A 20,345-nucleotide genomic window follows, 5' to 3' on the forward strand; every position below is an offset into this window, starting at 1 on the left:
CCGCCATCTGGCTTGGGAAAAGGCGATGGAACGCGGCACAACCAAGCGCCAGAGTTGAACGGGATACCGCTGATTGGTAAATCTGAGCGACCTTGGATGCCGGTACACATACCATGATCGCCCCTCAGCGATTGAACCCCCACCAGCGGCGTCCCGACGAGCACTAGCGAGGCCGAACCGTTCCCTTGACGACCGAGTTGCAGAATACGTTGATCCTGGCCGCGGTCGTGGTGGTCTTGGCCATTCTGGTTTGGCCACGTGTCGCCAATTCCCGGATGTGGAGAGCCTCGATCACCCCGCTGGCGTCGATCATCGGCAGCGGGTTCCTTGTTCTTGGTCCAATCCTGGACGTCAGTTTTGGCGATCTGGCCCCGCTTGCCATGCTGGGCCTCTGCGCCGCGGCCTGGGGGTTTGGAAGCGCAATTCGATACAACATCCGCGACATTGCGCACAGATCCGACCGGGGTGCCGGTATCGAGCGGGCCGAAAGGGTCGCGTCGGCAAGCCTGTCTTTTGCCTACTTCATTTCGGTCGCCTACTACCTGAACCTGTTCGGCTCGTTTGGCGTGAGCTTGACCCAGGTGGATGACGCGTTTCATGCCCGCCTTGTGACCTCGGGCGTGCTTGTGCTGATCCTTTTCGTTGGCTGCACCCGGGGGTTTTCCGCGCTGGAACGGTTGGAGCAGATTTCAGTCGGCCTGAAACTGGCAATCATCGCCGGGCTGCTTGTCGGACTTGCCACGTATTTCGCCGAGCAATACAGCCAAGATGCGCTTGTCTTTGACCCGCCGGCCGAGCGCGGCTCGCACGCGTTCATGTTGTTGGCGGGCCTGATCGTCACCGTGCAGGGATTTGAAACCTCGCGTTACCTCGGCCACGCCTATGATGCGGAAACGCGCATTCGCTCGATGCGGTGGGCCCAGTTGATCGCAAGCGCGGTTTACCTGATCTATATCTGCCTGTTGACCTATTCGGTCGAACCGGGAGGCTTGGTTCTGGACGAAACGGCGATCATTGACCTGATGCAGGTTGTCGCCCCGATACTGCCCGTCCTTCTGGTTATTGCGGCCCTGTCGGCCCAGTTCAGCGCCGCCGTCGCGGATACAAGCGGGTCCGGTGGACTGCTGTCCGAGATTTCAGGCGGGCGCGTCTCTGAACGGACCGCCTATACCGTTTTGGTCGGCGTCGGGTTGATACTGACCTGGACATCGAATGTCTTTGAAATCATCAGCTATGCGTCGCGCGCCTTTGCAGCCTATTACGCGCTGCAGGCCGGCATCGCGGCCCGGTCGGCGTCTCAGCAAAACCTGCGCTTCCGCGCGTTGGTGTTTGCATTGTTCTGCATTCTTGGCGCAGCAATCGCGGTATTCGGATTGCCCGTCGAATGACGCTCTGACCTTACCCAGCCAAAAACCGACCCACAGACTCCGTGTCAGCCGCGTCCCGCGATCAGATCGCTGGCCTTCTCGCCGATCATGATGGCGGGCGCATTGGTGTTTCCGCTGACGATTTCCGGCATGATCGAGCAATCTGCAACGCGCAACCCCTCGATCCCCTTCACCTTCAAATCAGGTCCGACAACGGCCGCGTCGGTCGTACCCATCGCGCAGGTTCCGGTCGGATGATAGATCGACACTGAATTCGAGCGCGCCCAGTCCAACGTACCTTCATAGTCGTCACAGGACAGATCGGCCGTCGGTCGGAACTCCTCGGAGATCTTTGAGGCCAACGGATTGTGGCGCGCAATGTTGCGCGCGATGTTGACGCCGCCGACGATCGTACGGCAATCGGTCTCTGTCGACAGGTAATTCGGGATGATTTTGACATAGCTGGCAGGGTCCGGTCCGTCCAACCGCAACTCTCCACGACTTTCCGGCCTGAGTTGGCAGACCGACATCGTAAAGGCCGAAAACGGGTGCACGCCTTCGCCAGGGCTGTCCGCCGACCAGGGCTGGACGTGAAATTGGATGTCCGGGGTTTGAACATCAGGACGGGTCTTCATGAAACCGGTTGCCAGACTGGCCGCCATGGTCATGGGACCGGCCCGGAACAACGCGTATTTCAGCGCGATGCGGGCCTGGTTGAACAGGCTCCGCACCTCATCGTTCAGGGTCGGCTCGTTGCACTTGAATACCAGGCGCGCCTGCAGGTGATCCTGCAGCCCCTTGCCGACGTTCGGCAAGGCGTGAACGGGCTCGATTCCGTTTGCCTTCAGATGATCCGGGTCACCGATGCCTGACAACATCAGGATCTGCGGAGAGTTGATTGCCCCCCCGGACAGGATGACCTCGCGCCGGGCTTTCACCGTTTTGGTTTCGCCCGACCGATCGCGGTAAACGACGCCTGTTGCGCGCTTGCCGTCCATGGCAACCCGCGTCACCAGCGCGCGCGTGATGATCGTCAGGTTCTGCCGGTTGCGGATGGGCTTGAGATAGGCGACGGCCGCACTGCAACGACGACCGTTGCGCGTAGTCAGCTGAAAATACCCGACGCCCTCCTGGTTGGCACCGTTGTAGTCGGGATTGAACGGATAGCCTGCGGCCTGCGCCGCGGCGACCCAGGCATCGCAGATCGGGCGCTGTATGCGCATATTGGAGACGGACAGCGGGCCACCTACGCCGTGATACTCGTCCTCTCCGCGCTCTTGATCTTCGCTGCGTTTGAACAGGGGCAAAACATCGTCCCAGCCCCACCCGACGTTTCCCATCTGGCGCCAGCGGTCATAGTCCTCTTTTTGTCCGCGAACGTACAGAAGCCCGTTCAACGACGACGACCCACCCAACACTTTTCCGCGCGGCCAATCAATGGAACGCCCATTCAGGCCCGGGTCAGGCTCGGTGCGATAACACCAATCGACCGAGGGGTTGTGCATGGTCTTGAAGTACCCGACCGGGATGTGAATCCACGGGTTGGTGTCTGGTCCGCCCGCCTCGATCAATGCAACTTTGGTTTGGGGATCAGCACTAAGCCGATTGGCGATGACACATCCCGCAGAACCGGCACCGACAATCACATAGTCCACTTCCATGATCGGCTCCTCCCGAAGTTGCTAAAAAAACCCTATGCAAGATGCATGAATTAAGCTAGCATTTTTTGATACAAAACGTCTCATTAATTGCGAAACGGGAGGATAGCAATGGAGATCGGACGAAAGTTAAGTGGCATTTCACGGCGGGACTTTTTCCGCGTTGCCGGACGCTATGGCATGAGTTCCACTCTGCTGGCAGCAGGGGGTTTCGGTGGGGCCATGAGCCTTGCCAATCTCGCGCAGGCGGCTGAATCCACGTATGAAAAACGGTTCTCGAAAGAGCCTAAGCATACGCTGAAATTCGGTGCGGCAGGCTTCAACACGCGCAACCTTCTCATCGAACGGGCCGGCGCCATCGAATTCGCCCGCGACCTCGAGGAACGCACGGACGGTGAGATTCGCATCGAGTTCATCGGCGACAACCAGATCTGCGGTCAGCTGAGCTGTGTCGAAAAAACCCAGCAGGGCATCGTGGACATTTACGCGGCCTCGACCCAGAACTCGGCCGGTGGCGCACCCTATCTGAACGTGTTGGACTATGCCTACATGTTCCCAAGCCGCGCAGCGCAGTATCATTTCTTCTACAGCCCCGCCAGCCAGCGGATCCTGCGCGAGCCGCTCGAGAAGCGCCACGGATTGAAGTTCCTTTTCACCCACTGCGAATTGCGCGGGCTTCAGATGGGGTCGACCTTTGCGGACAAGCCCACCGTCACCAAACTGGAAGAGCTGTTTGGCACCAAGAACCGCGTGACCGGCACTCAGCTGGGTCGAATCGCGATGCAACTGCTGAACCTGAACCCTGTTCCGGTGGCCTGGGAAGAGACGCTGGATGCGCTGAAGACCGGTCTGATCGATGGGGCCGAAACCTGGGCATCGGCGGTGGCTTATGCGAACATGGCGCCAGTCGTTTCCCAGTCGGTCAACCTCAAGTTCTTCTGCGGTACCGAACACACGTCGATGTCGGCCAAGGTCTTCGACAGCCTGGGCGGCGAGTTGCAGGATGCGGTCATGGAATCGTCCTACTTCACGCAGGCCCTGATCCAGGGTGCAAACGAAGCCGCGCTGCTGAACACGGTCGGCTTCTCGGATCCGCAGCTGCCCAACACGATCTTTGCCGAGAACGGTGTGCGTGCGGCCTTCCTGCCGGACGACCAGATCAAGCTGGCCGAGGAAATGTGTGCCCCGAACTTCAACCCGGAACCCTGGGCGGAATGGCGCGAGCGCCTGAACAAGTGGGCCGGCGGCATCGACACCTATCAGGAGATCTACGACATCGCGCGCGAGATCCCGGCAGACACCCTGCCGGAAAATGTCGAGCCGCGCCGTTGGTGGATGGGCCAAGCCTGATAAACTGATTTGAACCGGCCCCGCGCGGGCCGGTTCAACCGAAGACCGACTGGGAGGACGGGGTTCATGTCATTTTGGGCAGACATTGGCGCGATATTCAGCGCCTTTCTCAGCCAGGATTCCTTTGAAATTCAATCAGCGTTGGAGTCCGACGCAGCGTGGGTTGTCGGCGCCGTCGTCGCTGCGCTGGGCGGGCTTCTAGTCATGCTGATCTATCGCAAGGTTCCCTTCATCGAGCGCCATCTGGAACGATCCGTGATGGTGTATTCCTATCTCGCCATTGCGCTGATCATCTTCTGGGGCGTGATCGACAGGTTCGTCTTCAATGACCAGGAACCCTGGTCCACAACAATTCCGCCCTTGCTGTTCATGGTGATGGCGTGGTTCGGGGCCTCCTACAACGTGCGCCTCAGAACGCATCTGAGCTTCAGCGAATTCCGGACCGCGATGCCACGCGGCGGGCAGTTGGCCTGCCTGATCCTGGACGCGGTGCTGTGGTTCATCTTCGCGGTCATCGTCATCGTGACCACGTCGCGGCTGGTGGCCTTGTCAGCGTCCAACTTCCAGATCGTTCTGGGCACGGACAACGTCATGCAGTGGTGGTTCCTGCTGGCGGCACCGTTGTCATTCTTTCTTATGGTCGGCCGAGTGTTCCAGAACCTGGCGGACGATCTGCGCAACTTCAAAACAGGCGAGCCGCTGATCAAGCAGGCCGTGATCGGGGCAGACTGATGGCAGACGGAACTTGGGTTACTTTGATTTCGCTCGGCGTGACATTCCTGTTCATGTTGGGCGTGCCGGTCCTTCTGGTCATCGGCTACTGGGTGATCGGCTGCTCGTTTGTTCTGGGCCTGACGCTCGACAACATGGGCGCTGAGCTTTTGAACGTGTTCAACAAGGGCTTCGCGCTGCTGGCCATGCCCCTGTTCATCCTGACCGGAGACCTGATCAACAAGTCGGGTATCGCCCGAAGGCTCAGCGATTTCGCCTATGCCTGTCTCGGCTGGATACGCGGCGGTCTGGCGATGGCTTCGCTTGGGGCCTGCGGGTTGTTCGCAGCGATCTCGGGGTCGAACTCGGCCACGACAGCCACGATCGGATCGATGCTGCACCCCGAGATGGTCAAGGGCGGGTATGACGAACGCTTCAGCGCTGCGACCGCCGCGGCGGGCGGCACAGTCGGGATCATCATCCCACCATCAATCATCTTCATCGTTTATGGCTTCCTGATGAACCTGCCGATTTCCGAGCTGTTCGTGGCCGGCATCCTGCCCGGCGCGCTGATGGTGATCGGGATGCAGTTTGCCTGCTGGATCATCTGCCGCATGAACGGCTGGGGTCACCTGATCCCGCTGCAGCTGAACCGCGTTCTGAAAACCGCCTTCGGCGCGTGGCTGGGCTTTTTTGCCATCGGGCTTGTGCTGTGGGGCATCTACACCGGCAAGTTCTCTCCGACCGAGGCCGCCGGGGTCACCGTTGGCTTCTGCGTCATCGCCGGGCTGGTGAGTTATCCGATCAACCGGATCATGGGCGCCCGCGACGATGTTTCCCCAACGGACAAGAGCTTTGCCGAAATGCTGGTGGTCGAGGGCTTCACGATCCCCGAGATCCCGTCAATCGTCATCCGTTCGGCACAGATCACCGGGATCCTGGCGCCTCTGATTGCCATCTCGGTGGTGATGCAGCAGATCCTTTCCCTGCTGGGTGCCCAGGAAACGATCGGCAATTTCGTGACCTCGATGGGGGGCTACCATGCTGTTCTGTTCACCTCGATGGTGATCGTGTTTTTCTCGGGCATGGTTCTGGAAAGCCTGCCGGTGACCATCATTCTGGCCCCGATTCTGGCGCCGATCGCAGCTTCGGTCGGGATTGATCCGATCCACTTCTCGGTGATCTTCCTTGTCGGAGCATCCATTGGCTTCATCACGCCGCCATACGGGCTGAACCTGTATGTCGCCTCGGGAGTTACAGGCGTGCCGTATTTCCGGCTTCTGCGGTATACGGTGCCTTATCTGGTGGCGTTGCTCTCGGTCTGGATTCTGGTGTCACTGGTGCCTGATCTGGCCTTGATACTACTGCCGAAAAACTAGACTGTAGCCGGATGACCGCGACGGACACACAAGACAAGGACACTCAAATTCCAACGAACCTGCGCCTGTTGCTGATCTTGGAAGAGGTCGCGCGGCGCGGGGTCGCGGTCAAACCGGCAGATCTGATCGAAGCGTTGGGTCTGGCAAAGCCGACGGTCCACCGGCTGCTGCAGACGGCCGAGGCCGAAGGGTTCCTTCAACGAGATCTGGACGGCCGGTCCTATGGGCCCGGCCCCCGGTTGCGGCAGATGTCCGTGAACACCGTGTCGTCCGAACATCTCCGCACGGCCCGCCTGGCCATTCTGCGCGGAGTAGCCGACGAAATTGGTGAGACCTGCAACCTTGCCATCCCCGACCGCGAGGGGATGATCTATCTCGACCGGGTCGAGACCAAATGGCCACTGAGAATCCAGCTGCCGATTGGGACCCAGGTGCCATTCCACTGCACCGCCAGCGGAAAGATGTACCTCTCGACCCTGCGCCGAAACACCTTGGATGGGTTTCTCTCGGCCCGCGGGCTGACCGCTAACACCGAGAAAACCATTACCGACCCCACGGCCATGCGTGCCGAGATCGCCAAAATCGCCCAGAACGGTTACTCGACCGACGACGAGGAGTTCATGCCCGGCATGGCCGCCGTCGCGGTTCCGGTCTTTGACGAGAATGACCGGCTTGCGGCCACTCTGTCCGTGCACGCCCCCACGCAGCGGCACGATCTGACAAGCCTGAAGCAATTCCTGCCACTGCTGCAGTCCGGGGCACTCAAACTGTCGGGTCTGCTTGCTTCATAGGGTGGCGAACACGGGACCGAGCCGAGCGGAGGCGAGTAGTGATCTCGCCCAACCGACTTGAGCAGACACAGAATTGACGCGTAAACTCCGACAAAAAATCAGTTGCCTGCCCGGGCTTCCGCCTCGGTACGTTGGCGTTGAATCGCGCGTTCGCGTTCGGGCCAACTGTCCTTGATGAACGCGAGGATGTCCCAGATATCCTGATCGGACAGGCTGTCGGCAAATCCCGGCATTCCGCTTTGGACCCCCGAGACTCCCATTCGCTTGAGCATCTCCTCGCCGCCCAACTTGGTATAGTCGAACAATAGGCCATCGCCATGATGCCAGGTGTGCCCGGTTCGATCATGCGGCGGGGCTGGCAGGACGCCGTCCGCATCAGGCGTTTGCCAATCGGCTTGACCCTCCAGCTTGACCCCGTGACACGACGCACAGTTTTCGGCATAAAGCGCCGCCCCACGTAGCGGATCGGCGGATGCACCGTCAGGCACCCCTTTTGACATCCACCATTGAGCGCTGGCTACACCGATGATCACAACGGCCACCGGTGTACCCCATTTCATCATTGGCGAGATCACTCGGCGCGGCGGCTCCACCTTTTTACCCTTCGTCATGGGCATCGAGCAGATAGGTGGCCATGGCGCGGTGGTCTTCTTCGGTCAGGAAGCGGGTGCCGTAGGTCACGACCTCGCCCATTGCGCCGCCGAATACGTCACCGTCGGGCATGATACCTGTGCGCAGGGCATAGGCCAGGCTGTCGACCGTCCAGCCCCGCCTCTGCAGGGTTGCAGAGTCGATGGCCGGCGCCTTGTCGCCGCCCGGCAATGCATCACTGCCCCTGAAGCGCTCGGAATCCGATTTGCGGGCACCCAGCAGATTGCGCCCGGTGTGGCAGGCGGCGCAGTGGGTGGCGCCTTCGACCAGCAGCCGGCCGCGGTTCCACACATCACCTTTGCCGGGGACCGGATCGGTGCGCGGAGGATCAAGGAAGGCCGCGCGCCACAGTTTCAGCCCCCAGCGCTGGTTGAAGGGAAAGGCCATCTCTTGCGCGCGGGACGGCGTGGCCGCCGGGGGCACGGTCTGGAACGCCGCCCACAGGTCGGCGATGTCCTGATCGGTGAATTCGGCGTAGAACGGGTACGGGAAGGCCGGGTAATAGGGCTGCCCGTCCGGCGCCACGCCTTGGCGTACGGCCTTGGCGAATTCCTCGATCGTCCAGCCACCGATTCCGTGGTCCGGGTCGGTGGTCAGGTTGGGGGAATACAGCGTGCCAAAGGGTGTCTTTAGCTTGACGCCGCCGGCCAGGGGCGCGCCGCCCTCGGCGAAGTTGGTGTGGCAGGCGATACAGCCGCCCGCCCGCGCCAGGTAGGCCCCGCGGTCAACGTCGCCCGTCAGGTCGGGCAGTTGCGGCGTCAGACCGATCGGCCACGCGATTACGGCGGCCAGCCCCGCCGCAGCCAGTACGGCAGAGGCAAGGACCAGACGATAGAGGCGTTTCATCGAAGCACCTTATTCCGACCGAAACCGCGTGTGACAGGCCGAGCAGGTCTGGCCCAGCATCATGAACACGCCATCGGCGGGCATCTCGGACAGCTCCTCGCGCCCGGGGGGGCCGCCCGTCATGGCCCCGCCCCCCATCATCGAAGCGCCGCCCATCATGCCCGATCCGCCCATCATGCCGGACCCTTGCCCGGCACCGGCCATCATCAGCCCGTTGTCGGCCGCCAAGGCCAGCCCCTCGGCATAGGTCTGCAGCTGTTCGGCCAGTTCGGCGAAGGCGTCCCAGTCCTGCCAAATCGCGGGTTTGGCCTCGGAGGGCATGCCATCGCTGCCTTCGGGGAACAGCCGGGTCATGCTGTCGCCGGCATGGCGGCCGATCGTCTCGGCTGCGTCTCGGACGGTGCCGGCGTCATAGGGCGTCTTGCCCTGCACCATCGGCGTCAGGGTCTTCATGGCGTCCTTCATGGCGGACATGCCGTCCATGCGTTCCTTCACGATCCCGGTGGCGCCACCATGCGCCAGGGCGGTCACGGCCACCATCCACGCCAGCACGGCGCCCGTCGTCAGCTTGAAAAAGGTCATCGTCTTGTCCTGTATGTCTGCTTCAACTCGCCCCCAGAAGAGGCCTTACCTGACTCAGGACACGGCGCGCGGCGGGGGCGGATCGAACAGGGCCACCGGCAACATCCGGTATTGGCCCGACGGGATGGCACGGCGGTTGATCGTTGAGACCAGCGCGGAAACGACGGGCGCGGCCACGGTCATGGCCACGCCGTTGCAGAAGGCCCCGCCGTGGCAATGGCCCGGGTGGCCCTGTTCGACATGGTCGGGGTCGGATGCTTCCAGATCGACGACGGCATGTGTGCCCTCATCGCCCCCATGCGCAAAGGCGGGTTCCGAGAACACCAGAATACCGGCCAGAACCAGGCCCAAGGCCAGAACCCACCGTCCGATCATCCTGTCCGCCCAACTGTGCAAGGTTCAGTTTATCCCGTTCTCGCGCTGCAGTTCCCTGACATAGGCAACGATGCCCTGCACGTCTGCACGGGTCAAGCCAGCGACCGGTGGCATGTCGCCAAAGCGCCAGTGGTGGGCCTGAACACCATATTGAACCGCCCGCTGAAAAGCCTCGTCCCCGTGGTGGCTGGGCTCATAGATCTTGTGCACCAAGGGCGGAGCCAGGCCTTCCAAACCCGTGGCATTCGCCCCATGGCAGACAGCGCATTTGACGTCAAAGGCAACCTTGCCCATCTGGGCCGGCGCACTGAACGTCGCCGGCACGCTGACTTGCGCGATCGGGTCCCCCCGCGACAGCGACGAGGTGTCAGGCACCTCCATCGAGTGCCCTGCAGGTTGTTGGCTGAGGTTGTAGGCGAACACGGCAGCGCCTGCGATCAGAACGCCGCCTACCAATAGCGTCAGTTTGTTCATCGTCTCGTTTCACTCGGTTGTTTTTGGCTTGGCGCGGGCGACACCAAAACGGTCTGACACTGATCAAACCTGTTTGACCTGCCGGTCTTGCCGCCTTGCGCACAGTTTCGGGGGGACTGTCTGCCCCATTCCCGCGCTGGAAGGTCAAGAAAAGTTTGCCGCAAGTTTCCCCAAAGCCGACGATGGACTGCAGCACCGAAACGTCAACGCCGAGCTGGGCCGCGCACGAAGCCATCAGTTGGAACTTGAAGACTTCTTAGCGGCGCAGGCTGCGACGGGTCTGTCAGTACTTCGCCAGAGATCCGAGTATCTTCTTCCGTATATCGGCGTCACCCGGAAAGATCCTTTGCACCAGAAATTCGGACGGAAAATCCGGCCACGTGGCCTCCAACTCATCAACAAGTCTTTGCGCTTCGTCAAAATTGCCCAGCTGATCATGAGCGACGGCCTGGAACAAAAGTGATGGCCCGCTTACGGGCGCTCCTGCAGCAGGCGCACCCTGAAAGGCATCGACAACGTTTTCGTAGTTCCCGAGCACAAGCTGCGATACGCCCCAGATATTTCTCGCCCCAAATCGGCCGGACCCGGATCTGGCCCGCGACGGATTGCTGACCTCGGCCGCAAGTTCGGGCTCGTTCGCAATCAGGGCGGCAATCCCGACAAGGTCCAGAACATGCCCATCTTCAGGCGCAAGTTCGGCAGACAGCCGCGCGTATTTCAAAGCTTCATCGGCGTCGCCCGACACCGCCAATCGCCAGCCATTCGAGGCGTTGGCCCAAGCACCCGACGGGGACAACTCAAGTGCCGTTCCTGACATCTGGGATGCTTGGCGCAACAGATCCTCTCGTGTGCCCTCGTCTTGCGACAGCAGAGCCAGTGTGGCCAAGACCTGCACCATTCCCGCATAGCCATCGGGCAAGGCCGGGTCGAGCTCGGTGGAATGCTGGAACATTCCCAGGGCGATCTGCTGGCGTTTGACATCGAAGACCGGAAAGAACATCCCCCGCGCCTGATCCGCCAGGTTGGCCGCCTGCAATCTGGCAAGCGATTGCTGACCAAGCGCAGCCCGTTCGGCCTGCCGGGTGGTGTTGGAGGGTTGCCCGGCCTCGTCGTTGCCGGGTCTCAGCCACATGCCCAGCATGACGATCATGGCCACAACGCCCAGCCCGACCAACAGAAGTCCACGCAGGTGCCTGGCCCCGCCGGGCGGGCCGTGGCTTGCCAGGTCTGACTTCGGATCATCCGGGGAAGCTTGGTGCGAAAACCGCGGCTTGTATCCGCCGGGATCGACGAAGATCCGAACGCCTTGGCCGTCCCAATGGTCTTCGTAAAACTCACGCAGCAAACGCCGTAGTCGCCTCGCCTCTACCCGAACCAGATTTCGACCACCGCTGCCATCAATGCTGCGACCGTACACTTCGACTGCGATGGCCTTGCCGCGGATCTGGGAACCGCGACCGGCGAGGGTTTCCTCGACGACATAAGTCAGAAACTGCTGAAGCCGGGGCGAAGTTTGGAACTCGGCGCTGGCAACAACATCACGCAGCGCCTGCCGAACCAGGTCAGGCGATGGTTGCCCAACATCTTGATCTAACAATAAATCATTGGCTTGGTTCACTGCAAACTCACCCCCAACTCACGGTGACTCACTTGGCCGCCCCGGTCAACCGCACGCATCTTGATGCGAGAATAGATATTGGGAATCGGGCTTTATCCAGTGACGGACGACCTCAAAGACGAGCTACCCGAGCTTTCGACTGCGCTTTCCAGCCAGTTCGAGCCGGACGCGTTTCTGAGCGAGGCCATCGAGGACTTCGGCAAAGTCTGCGCAAAGCTCAAGGATACGTCGATCACTGCGTCCGAGCGCGAGGAATGGGCCCATATCAAATCTGAGCTTGTGAACGAGCTTCGTCGTCTGGCGAAGCGCAATCTTAGAAACGCATCCGACTGAGGGTTTAGCAATGACCAACAAAGACCAAAGCAACGATCACGAAAACGAGCAAAACCAGCCAGCGGATGAAATCGAAAACCCTTCGCGCCGGCATGTCATGCAGGGGCTGGCGGCAGGTGCGGTGGCAACGGGGGCTGTCAGCTACGGCTCTGGCGCAGCACAGGCGCATGAGGGGGACGGCCCTCTGGGTGAAAGCCTGAAGAACCCCTATGGCGGCCGGCCGGCCGGCGGCATCACTCTGCCCGAATACTTCCGGCCGACTAAATACATGACCGGGTCGAACGCAAACTATTTCCCGCTTTCCGAGGAATTGGGGCCCGACGAGATGCGCATCTCCTTCTGCGGGTCAACGCCGTTTCCTCCGCGTGAGGATCAGGCAGGCACCTGTGTGATGGTCGAGCTGGGCAATGGAAAACGGTTCTTCTTCGATTTCGGGTCGGGCTGTGTGCGCAACATCATCGGGATGCAGGTGCCTGCGCAATTGATCAACGATATCTTCATCACGCATCTGCATGTCGATCACTACGCCGACATCCCCTATATCTATCCGTTCAGAGCCTGGTCGGGTGGCTACACGCCGCTGCGGATCCACGGCCCGTCCGGCCGGACACCCGAGCTTGGAACGGCGGGCATGGTGGACGGCATGAAGCAAATGCTGAAATGGCATTTAGAGGCCTTCGACGTATTCCCGATTGGAGACGGTTACGAAATCGAGGTCAACGAGTTCGATTTCCGTCAGGAAGGCGGCATCGTCTATGACGAAGATGGCGTCACCGTGCGCTCTTGGCCACGCAGCCATGCCAAGGACGGCGCCGTCGGGTATCGCCTGGATTGGAACGGCCTGAGCTTCGTTTGGACCGGGGACGGCCGACCGGATGAATTGAGCCTTGAATACGGCAAAGGCGTTGATGTGTTCGTCACCGAAATGTCGGGTCAGGATATCGGCCAGTTGATGACCTACAAATACGGCCTGCCGCAGGAGCTGTTCAACTACACGATCGATACCCATCACACCTCGCATTATGCGGTTGGCAAGATGATGGCTGAGGCACGCCCCCGGCTTGCGATGGTGACCCATTACACGCAGGACGAGGACATTGATGCCGAGATGCTGGCGGGTATCCGGGCCCATTATGATGGGCTGTTCGCCTGGGGTCTGGACGTGGCCGTGGTCAACGTCACAAAAGATGCGATCTGGTATCGGAAGGCGACACTGCCCGGCAAGTCAGGCTCGGTCGCACCGTTCCGTGAATTGGGCAAGATGGAAGCCGAAGGCAAGATCACCTTGCCCGATGAAATCAAGCCACCTGCCCCTCGGTCATCGCGCGCCGAACAGCAGGACCAAAAGTACCGCGACATGGAGATCGACCCCAAGGAATACTACCCCTCCGACGTGTTCCGCGCGCCCAATCCCGAATGGCCCAGCGACTTTGTGATCAAGACCGACGACGTCATTCCAAACCGCAAGAAGAAGACGGAGTGACAGTATGATCGAGTTTGGTTCGACTGCGGCAATTCCGGTCACAATTCTTACCGGCTTTCTCGGGGCGGGGAAAACAACCCTACTGAACCGCATCCTGACCGGCAATCATGGTCTGCGGGTTGCGGTTCTGGTCAACGATTTCGGCTCGATCAATGTGGATGCTGATCTTGTGGTTGGCCTGGAAGACGATGTGATGAGCCTGGCGAATGGTTGTGTGTGCTGCTCGATCCGGGATGACCTGATCGAAACGGTCGAGGCCGTTCTCGCCCGACCGGAGAAACCGGAATACATCGTCCTCGAGGCCAGTGGCGTATCGGACCCGTCCTCGATCGCGATGACGTTCACGGATCAGAAGTTCCGGGACATGATCCGGCTCGACAGCCTCATGTGCCTTGTCGACGCCGAGCAGCTGTTCGCCGCACCAGAGCAGATGGAGTTGAAACTCAGGCAAATCGCGTTTTCCGACATGGTCATCTTGAACAAGGTGGACCTGGTCAGCAGAGAAACAGTTCAGAAAGTGCACGACTGGCTCGGCTCGCGTTTCCGCAGGTATCGCCTGGTCGAAGCGGTCAATGCGGATGTCCCGCTGGACATATTGCTGTCGGTCGGCCGGTTTGCTGCCGAACAGCTTGAGACAGAAGTGCCGGAGCATCATGAGCATGGGTCTGACTGCGGGTGCCAACACGCTGACCATTCTGACGGATTCTCAACCACGATGATGAAGGCCGAACAACCCATCAGCCTGTCATCGCTGAGAGGCGCAATCCGAAAGCTTCCGGGCGACGTCTATCGCCTCAAAGGGTTCGTTTTCAGCGAGGAGGACCCGGACCATCGCATTCTTGTGCAGGTCGTCGGAAAGCGCATGGACATCTCACGGGATGGCGCATGGGGTGACCGAAAACCCGAGACGCGGCTTGTAGCGATCGGCGCGCCCGGTGCGCTTTCGGAACATGTGCTCACCGACGCCCTGTTCGAAACAGCCTAGTGATCACGCCGGTGGTTTGCCCCCAAACGGGGTGACCGGCCTTCATGCCACCGCCCCTGAATTTGATTTAGGGACCGAAATAATTAGACTTGTCGCAGTCGCAACCATCCTGCAGCGGGGAAACCCTTATGTTCACAAGACTCTTTTGTTTGGCGCCGGCCATCTCGATCCTGTTGTCTTCCCCGCTTTTTGCGCAGGACACACCGATCATCCATGACGCACAGTACTATATTCTGGAAGCGCAGAATGGCGAGCAGTGGATTGAAGACAACGCTGCCGTCGATGCGTTACTGGAAGAATTTCGGGAAGGCAATGCTGGCAACCCTCCCAACATCGTGTCCATTCTGATCGACGATCTGGGTTTCGGCGACATGGGCATTCCCGAACTGAATGCGGTACGCGGAATTGAGACCCCCAACATCAATGCGTTCTCGGACGAAGCCATGCGCATGGTTCGAATGTATACCGAGCCCTCGTGCACGCCGACGCGCGTGGCCCAGATGACTGGGCGCCTGCCGGTACGCATGGGCATGGGCGATACGACGGTCGACATTGCCGGCTTTGGCCTTCCCGGAGATGAGGTCACGCTGGCAGAGGTTCTGAAAGAGGCCGGCTATGCCACCAGCCATGTCGGCAAGTGGCATATGGGTGATATCGCGGAAAGCTGGGCGATGAACCAGGGTTTCGACTATGCGCAGCATGCCATCCATCAACAGGGTCAGCTGACGATCTTCAACGATGACGCCATCCGCGAGCAGGTCTCGGTCGGTATCCAGGACTTCGAAGAGGACTATATCGTAGACGATTGGTTCCGCCCCGATCCTGCCGCTATGGCCACCGTCATCGAAGGTGAGGCCGGCGGTCCAATCCGCGAAATCCGCATGCAGCCCGGCGAGCGTTGGGACGCAGAAAAATATGATGAGATGAACGAACAGTTCCAGCTCAAGGCGCTGTCTGAACTGCAGCGGCTGGCAGGCGGCGACACCCCCTTCTTTCTGCAATACTGGCCGATGATCCCGCTGGACAACACGCGTGCAGGACGCGACGGCCCCGAAAGCGTGAATGGCGGCCTTTACGCCGACAAGTTGCAACTGCTGGACGAATATCTGGGCGTGCTCTTTGACGAGATGGAGACGCTCGGCGTAGCCGAAAACACCATTGTGGTGCTGATGGGCGACAACGGGCACTTCACGAAATATTCCCCACAGTCAGGTTTCACACCGATGATTTTCCGCGGCGGCAAGGGAGATACGACAGAAGGCGGCGTACGTGTGGATGCCTTCATCCGCTGGCCCGGAATGATCGAGGCGGACTCGATCGTGAACAACATCATCCATGTGTCGGATCTGTATACGACCCTGTCCCGCCTGGCGGGCGCCGACGCGTTCATCCCGCGGGACAGGCTTGTGGATGGAGTGGACCAATCCGCGTCAATCCTGTTCGGTGATGAGTCGAAAACGCGGCGCGATCACGTGATCATCTATTCGGTGGCGTCCCCGAAGGCGATCGTGAAGGACCAGTTGAAACTGAACCTTCCGGGTGCCGGAGAAAGTGCAATTCTGGCGAATTTCTTCGATATTTATCGGGATACGCATGAAAAGTACCCGGTTTCGACCGAAGTCGGCGCGTGGGGCGGCCAGGAATTCCAGCGCATTCTGGGCCGGCATCTTGCCCGAAAGAAGCTGTATCCTGATACCGAACCTGCGCGCGGCGTGCCTTATGAAGGCATCGAAAACCTGCGCCCGGAAACCGTTGCCGCGGTCGAAGCCTTTCTGACCAAACAGGCTGCGGTCGAACGCTAACTGCAGTCGACCTCACGTCGGCCCACCACCTTCAAGAGGCACCTCCATGCTTGCCAACCTGATCTTCTATATCGGACTCGCTGTCTCGCTCGGGATTGGCTTTGTCTATTTCCGCGACCTAGGTGACGTTTCCCAGATGTTGCTGAAGGTAAAGCGAGAAAACATGATCCGCTTCATTCGCAACGAATATCGGTTGATCGGGCTTGGCCTTGCGGCTTTTGCGGTTGCTACCATAGCTCGCTTTGCGTTCGGTGCCGGCGTCGGCGCGATCTGGTGGTTGGGCGCGGCTCTGGCATTGGTTCTGTATGGCTTTCCCTATGTGTGGGTCCATTTAGGGTTGAGAAACCAGCTCAACACAGCCCGGTATTACAGCATTGCCGAAGCGGAACGATTCGTCGGACCGACCGCGCCCGTGATCGTGATGACAAACGGCGATCACGCCCGGGCACATCCTGACGCCCAGATCATGCGGCCTCACCTGGCCGGCGACGCCAAGGGGCTTGGGGGCGAAGACATCGTCATGACCTATTGTGCAATGGCCAATCTTGGCCAGGGTTACAGGCCATCCATCGAAGGAAAGCGGCTGAACCTTCAAGTTCTTGCGCAACATGGCAACAACCTGATCCTGCGGGACAACGACACCGGGGAACCGATTCAACACATCTATGGGTTCCGAGAAGCGGATCGGGACACCGCGTCGGACGGTCCCGCCTGTCCATTGCGCCCGGAAGCTCAAATGAAGCCATGGCCAACGTTCCGCATGACATTCCGTGGCTTCAAGAAAGCCTATCCGGAAGGTGAGGTCTTTCTGAACAAGCCGTCAAGCAACCCGTTCCTGAGACTGCTCGACATGGCGCTAGAGATCATTTTCGGATGGGGGATCGCCAGGCAGCATCAAGAGGCTGACCCCGTCATGGACAACATGGAGCACGCGCCCGACACACGCCTGCCCAACAAGACACCTGTTTGGGGCGTGACCATCGGGTCGGATGCCGTGTGTTGGACCGACGACTTCGTGGTTGATCAGAACTGGCTAGTGAACACACAAGTCGGTGGGCGTGATCTTGTGGTGCAAATAGACCCACATTTCGAAAGCCTCGGGGTCTGGTACAACGACAGCGGAAAACCAGTAAAGCGATGTGACTTTTGGGGAAATAGCGATCGGGGGCAACTCACGCGGGTTGAAACCTTGCGTGCCGGGCTGTTCTGGCACGTCTGGGCAGAGTTCTTTCCCAACACAGATGTCAATCGCATCGGCGGTAGCGCGAACGTAAGTTAGGCGAATTGGCTCATCGGACGTGAAGGTGTGGCGCCACAGTGGAGCACTTTCGGAGAAGCATTCCTAAAGCGCTTCTGCTCGGCGCCCCAAGACATTACTCTATACCCTATCGGTAAAGGATTAGCCTTGGCCCGCAGCTTGGATTTTGTGGATTGTTTTGTTCGGCTGTTTTGGTTGCGGGAGCAGGATTTGAACCTGCGACCTTCAGGTTATGAGCCTGACGAGCTACCGGGCTGCTCCATCCCGCGACACTTTGGGTTGGTCTGCTGCCTATTTGGCTGTTTGAGACCTGGTCGTGTTTTTGATCGTTTTAGAGAGGGGGGATTTTTCTAGGTTTGGCGGTGACCTACTCTCCCGGGGCTTGAGCCCAAGTACCATTGGCGCTGCAGTGCTTAACTTCCGGGTTCGGGATGGGACCGGGTGTTTCACTTGCGCTATGACCACCAAACCGAGGAAAATCCCCGTCGCTCTTTTTGCTTTGCAAAAAGGCGGCGCGCGGGAGGCGGCGTATTCGCTTGCGAATGCGCGTTCCCGCACGGTTGTTGTGTCACCCCTTGCGGGGTTTCACATCAATCAACGTTGTCCAACTCAAGGTCAGTGTATGCTTCTGGTGATTTGTCTTTCTGTTACTGGATCAAATCAAGCCTATCGGGCGATTAGTACCGGTCAACTGAACGCATTGCTGCGCTTACATCTCCGGCCTATTGACGTGGTGGTCTTCCACGGCCCTCAGGGAGACCTTGTTTTGAGGGGGGCTTCCCGCTTAGATGCCTTCAGCGGTTATCCTGTCCGATCATAGCTACCCTGCACTGCCGTTGGCACGACAACAGGTCCACCAGTGGATCGTTCACCCCGGTCCTCTCGTACTAGGGGCAACTCCTCTCAAGTCTCCTACACCCACGGCAGATAGGGACCGAACTGTCTCACGACGTTCTAAACCCAGCTCACGTACCTCTTTAAACGGCGAACAGCCGTACCCTTGGGACCTGCTCCAGCCCCAGGATGAGATGAGCCGACATCGAGGTGCCAAACACTGCCGTCGATATGGACTCTTGGGCAGTATCAGCCTGTTATCCCCGGCGTACCTTTTATCCGTTGAGCGATGGCCCTTCCACTCGGGACCACCGGATCACTATGGCCGTCTTTCGACTCTGCTCGACTTGTCAGTCTCGCAGTCAGGCTGGCTTCTGCCATTGCACTCAACGAGCGATTTCCGACCGCTCTGAGCCAACCTTCGCGCGCCTCCGTTACGCTTTAGGAGGCGACCGCCCCAGTCAAACTACCCGCCACGCAGGGTCCCGGATCCGGATAACGGACCGCGGTTAGACATCAAGAATGCAAAGGGTGGTATCTCAAGGGAGGCTCCACAGGAACTGGCGTCCCTGCTTCGAAGCCTACCACCTATCCTGCACATTGCAGTCCTGATGCCAGTGCGAAGCTGTAGTAAAGGTGCACGGGGTCTTTCCGTCTAACCGCGGGAAGCCTGCATCTTGACAGGCAATTCAATTTCGCTGAGTCGATGTTGGAGACAGCGGGGAAGTCGTTACGCCATTCGTGCAGGTCGGAACTTACCCGACAAGGAATTTCGCTACCTTAGGACCGTTATAGTTACGGCCGCCGTTTACCTGGGCTTCAATTCAAGGCTCTCACCTCTCCTTTTAACCTTCAGGCACCGGGCAGGCGTCAGACCCTATACGTCGTCTTGCGACTTCGCAGAGCCCTGTGTTTTTAATAAACAGTCGCCACCCCCTGGTTTGTGCCCCCAGCCCCTAGTTGCCTAGGAACCGGGCCTCCTTCTCGCGAACTTACGGAGGTATTTTGCCGAGTTCCTTCAACATCGTTCTCTCAAGCGCCTTGGTATGCTCTACCAGTCCACCTGTGTCGGTTTAGGGTACGGTCTGATGGAGGGCTATTTCCAGGAACCACTCAGCAGCCCAATCAATCCGATAAGATTGAACTACACCTGTGATCCGTCACATCCTCCTGGCCCAGGAATATTAACCTGGTTCCCATCGCCTACGCCTTTCGGCCTCGGCTTAGGGGCCGGCTTACCCTGCTCAGATTAGCTTTAAGCAGGAACCCTTGGACTTTCGGCGAGAGTGTCTCTCACACTCTTTGTCGCTACTCATGTCATCATTCTCACTAGTGATCTCTCCACCGGATCCCTCACAGGCCGGCTTCATCGAAAGATCCTCGCCTCCAATATCCCCGAAGGGATCAAGGAGGCATGGATCTATGTCACACTACGCTCTGCTACCATGCCTTACGGCATCCTAAGCTTCGGCTCATGGCTTGAGCCCCGTTACATCTTCGCCGCAGGACAACTTGTTTAGACCAGTGAGCTGTTACGCTATCTTTAAAGGATGGCTGCTTCTAAGCCAACCTCCTGGTTGTTTTGGTCGTCCCACCTGCTTTCCCACTTAGCCATGAATTGGGGGCCTTAGCTGTAGGTCAGGGTTGTTTCCCTCTCCACTACGGACGTTAGCATCCGCAGTGTGTCTGCCATCTAGTACTCCCGGGTATTCGGAGTTTGGTTAGGATCAGTAAGCCTGTGGGGCCCCATTACCCATCCAGTGCTCTACCCCCCGGGGTATTCGGATGACGCTCTACCTAAATAGATTTCGCAGAGAACCAGCTATCTCCGAGTTTGATTGGCCTTTC

General features: G+C 59.4%; 17 protein-coding genes, 1 tRNA gene and 2 rRNA genes (1 of these 20 cut by a window edge). 10 read left to right on the forward strand and 10 right to left on the reverse strand.

Annotated features, from left to right (window positions below; all coding sequences use genetic code 11):
* Nucleotides 1–185 precede the first annotated feature (185 nt).
* Complete coding sequence (locus tag K3752_RS13240; RefSeq protein ID WP_260063494.1) at nt 186–1,388, forward strand: hypothetical protein; 1,203 nt, start codon at nt 186–188, stop codon at nt 1,386–1,388.
* Nucleotides 1,389–1,432: 44 nt separating this feature from the next.
* On the opposite strand, the gene K3752_RS13245 is transcribed toward K3752_RS13240, so the two are convergent.
* On the reverse strand, nt 1,433–3,028 hold the full coding sequence (locus K3752_RS13245; protein WP_260063495.1) for a GMC family oxidoreductase: 1,596 nt from the start codon (nt 3,026–3,028) through the stop codon (nt 1,433–1,435).
* 108 nt (nt 3,029–3,136) lie between these two features.
* On the opposite strand from K3752_RS13245, the gene K3752_RS13250 reads away from it, so the two are divergent.
* The 4 genes from K3752_RS13250 (at nt 3,137) to K3752_RS13265 (ending at nt 7,256) form a co-directional block, all read left to right on the forward strand.
* Nucleotides 3,137–4,375 carry a TRAP transporter substrate-binding protein gene (locus tag K3752_RS13250; protein ID WP_093962894.1) on the forward strand — a complete coding sequence of 413 codons (1,239 nt, stop codon included), beginning with the start codon at nt 3,137–3,139 and terminating at the stop codon, nt 4,373–4,375.
* A 66-nt stretch (nt 4,376–4,441) separates the two neighbouring features.
* A complete protein-coding gene (locus K3752_RS13255) occupies nt 4,442–5,107 on the forward strand; it encodes a TRAP transporter small permease (protein WP_093962895.1) in 666 nt (221 codons plus the stop codon).
* On the forward strand, nt 5,107–6,465 hold the full coding sequence (locus K3752_RS13260) for a TRAP transporter large permease (protein WP_093962896.1): 1,359 nt from the start codon (nt 5,107–5,109) through the stop codon (nt 6,463–6,465). Before K3752_RS13255 ends, K3752_RS13260 begins: the two co-directional genes overlap by 1 nt.
* An 11-nt stretch (nt 6,466–6,476) precedes the next feature.
* On the forward strand, nt 6,477–7,256 hold the full coding sequence (locus tag K3752_RS13265; RefSeq protein ID WP_170357980.1) for an IclR family transcriptional regulator: 780 nt from the start codon (nt 6,477–6,479) through the stop codon (nt 7,254–7,256).
* Nucleotides 7,257–7,354: 98 nt separating this feature from the next.
* Here the strand turns inward: K3752_RS13265 and K3752_RS13270 are convergent, their stop codons facing one another.
* The 6 genes from K3752_RS13270 to K3752_RS13295 form a co-directional block, all read right to left on the reverse strand.
* Nucleotides 7,355–7,867 (reverse strand): c-type cytochrome, encoded by a 513-nt coding sequence (locus tag K3752_RS13270; protein WP_409233603.1) that lies wholly within the window; start codon nt 7,865–7,867, stop codon nt 7,355–7,357.
* The gene (locus tag K3752_RS13275) at nt 7,854–8,753 is read right to left on the reverse strand and encodes a cytochrome c (RefSeq protein WP_170357978.1); all 900 of its coding nucleotides are present in this window, start codon (nt 8,751–8,753) and stop codon (nt 7,854–7,856) included. Before K3752_RS13275 ends, K3752_RS13270 begins: the two co-directional genes overlap by 14 nt.
* Nucleotides 8,754–8,762: 9 nt before the next feature.
* Nucleotides 8,763–9,335 carry a cytochrome c gene (locus K3752_RS13280; RefSeq protein WP_260063496.1) on the reverse strand — a complete coding sequence of 191 codons (573 nt, stop codon included), beginning with the start codon at nt 9,333–9,335 and terminating at the stop codon, nt 8,763–8,765.
* Nucleotides 9,336–9,389: 54 nt separating this feature from the next.
* Complete coding sequence (locus tag K3752_RS13285) at nt 9,390–9,710, reverse strand: hypothetical protein (protein ID WP_260063497.1); 321 nt, start codon at nt 9,708–9,710, stop codon at nt 9,390–9,392.
* Between the two features lie 24 nt (nt 9,711–9,734).
* Nucleotides 9,735–10,184: a cytochrome c gene (locus K3752_RS13290; protein ID WP_170337617.1), complete on the reverse strand. Its 450-nt coding sequence runs from the start codon at nt 10,182–10,184 to the stop codon at nt 9,735–9,737.
* Nucleotides 10,185–10,467: 283 nt separating this feature from the next.
* Nucleotides 10,468–11,781, reverse strand: coding sequence for a hypothetical protein (locus tag K3752_RS13295; RefSeq protein ID WP_260063498.1), 1,314 nt, complete (start codon nt 11,779–11,781; stop codon nt 10,468–10,470).
* A 120-nt stretch (nt 11,782–11,901) separates the two neighbouring features.
* Between K3752_RS13295 and K3752_RS13300 the strand changes: the two genes are divergently transcribed.
* From K3752_RS13300 to K3752_RS13320, 5 genes are all read left to right on the forward strand, one after another.
* Nucleotides 11,902–12,135 carry a hypothetical protein gene (locus K3752_RS13300; RefSeq protein ID WP_170357967.1) on the forward strand — a complete coding sequence of 78 codons (234 nt, stop codon included), beginning with the start codon at nt 11,902–11,904 and terminating at the stop codon, nt 12,133–12,135.
* 10 nt (nt 12,136–12,145) lie between these two features.
* Nucleotides 12,146–13,618: a guanitoxin biosynthesis MBL fold metallo-hydrolase GntH gene (gntH, locus tag K3752_RS13305; protein WP_260063499.1), complete on the forward strand. Its 1,473-nt coding sequence runs from the start codon at nt 12,146–12,148 to the stop codon at nt 13,616–13,618.
* Nucleotides 13,619–13,622: 4 nt separating this feature from the next.
* Entirely contained in the window at nt 13,623–14,603 is a 981-nt protein-coding gene (locus K3752_RS13310; protein ID WP_260063500.1) for a GTP-binding protein, read from the forward strand.
* 128 nt (nt 14,604–14,731) lie between these two features.
* On the forward strand, nt 14,732–16,405 hold the full coding sequence (locus tag K3752_RS13315) for a sulfatase-like hydrolase/transferase (RefSeq protein ID WP_260063501.1): 1,674 nt from the start codon (nt 14,732–14,734) through the stop codon (nt 16,403–16,405).
* A gap of 46 nt (nt 16,406–16,451) precedes the next feature.
* Nucleotides 16,452–17,684, forward strand: a complete 1,233-nt coding sequence (locus tag K3752_RS13320; RefSeq protein WP_260063502.1) for a DUF3179 domain-containing protein — start codon at nt 16,452–16,454, stop codon at nt 17,682–17,684.
* A 171-nt stretch (nt 17,685–17,855) separates the two neighbouring features.
* On the opposite strand, the gene K3752_RS13325 is transcribed toward K3752_RS13320, so the two are convergent.
* The 3 genes from K3752_RS13325 to K3752_RS13335 all read right to left on the reverse strand — a co-directional run.
* Nucleotides 17,856–17,932 (reverse strand) — tRNA-Met (locus K3752_RS13325).
* 85 nt (nt 17,933–18,017) lie between these two features.
* Nucleotides 18,018–18,132 (reverse strand): 5S ribosomal RNA (gene rrf, locus K3752_RS13330).
* A 187-nt stretch (nt 18,133–18,319) separates the two neighbouring features.
* Nucleotides 18,320–20,345, reverse strand: a 23S ribosomal RNA gene (locus K3752_RS13335) (it continues 801 nt past the right edge of the window).

The organism is Ruegeria sp. B32 (genome assembly GCF_025141855.1).
GTDB lineage: Bacteria > Pseudomonadota > Alphaproteobacteria > Rhodobacterales > Rhodobacteraceae > Ruegeria > Ruegeria arenilitoris.

What these genes read in the sequence shown, in the direction of transcription:
- K3752_RS13245 (WP_260063495.1), bottom strand. Translation starts at nt 3,028, where the DNA reads ATGGAAGTGGACTATGTGATTGTCGGTGCCGGTTCTGCGGGATGTGTC.
- K3752_RS13250 (WP_093962894.1), top strand. Translation starts at nt 3,137, where the DNA reads ATGGAGATCGGACGAAAGTTAAGTGGCATTTCACGGCGGGACTTTTTC.
- K3752_RS13255 (WP_093962895.1), top strand. Translation starts at nt 4,442, where the DNA reads ATGTCATTTTGGGCAGACATTGGCGCGATATTCAGCGCCTTTCTCAGC.
- K3752_RS13260 (WP_093962896.1), top strand. Translation starts at nt 5,107, where the DNA reads ATGGCAGACGGAACTTGGGTTACTTTGATTTCGCTCGGCGTGACATTC.
- K3752_RS13265 (WP_170357980.1), top strand. Translation starts at nt 6,477, where the DNA reads ATGACCGCGACGGACACACAAGACAAGGACACTCAAATTCCAACGAAC.
- K3752_RS13270 (WP_409233603.1), bottom strand. Translation starts at nt 7,867, where the DNA reads ATGACGAAGGGTAAAAAGGTGGAGCCGCCGCGCCGAGTGATCTCGCCA.
- K3752_RS13275 (WP_170357978.1), bottom strand. Translation starts at nt 8,753, where the DNA reads ATGAAACGCCTCTATCGTCTGGTCCTTGCCTCTGCCGTACTGGCTGCG.
- K3752_RS13280 (WP_260063496.1), bottom strand. Translation starts at nt 9,335, where the DNA reads ATGACCTTTTTCAAGCTGACGACGGGCGCCGTGCTGGCGTGGATGGTG.
- K3752_RS13285 (WP_260063497.1), bottom strand. Translation starts at nt 9,710, where the DNA reads ATGATCGGACGGTGGGTTCTGGCCTTGGGCCTGGTTCTGGCCGGTATT.
- K3752_RS13290 (WP_170337617.1), bottom strand. Translation starts at nt 10,184, where the DNA reads ATGAACAAACTGACGCTATTGGTAGGCGGCGTTCTGATCGCAGGCGCT.
- gntH (WP_260063499.1), top strand. Translation starts at nt 12,146, where the DNA reads ATGACCAACAAAGACCAAAGCAACGATCACGAAAACGAGCAAAACCAG.
- K3752_RS13310 (WP_260063500.1), top strand. Translation starts at nt 13,623, where the DNA reads ATGATCGAGTTTGGTTCGACTGCGGCAATTCCGGTCACAATTCTTACC.
- K3752_RS13315 (WP_260063501.1), top strand. Translation starts at nt 14,732, where the DNA reads ATGTTCACAAGACTCTTTTGTTTGGCGCCGGCCATCTCGATCCTGTTG.
- K3752_RS13320 (WP_260063502.1), top strand. Translation starts at nt 16,452, where the DNA reads ATGCTTGCCAACCTGATCTTCTATATCGGACTCGCTGTCTCGCTCGGG.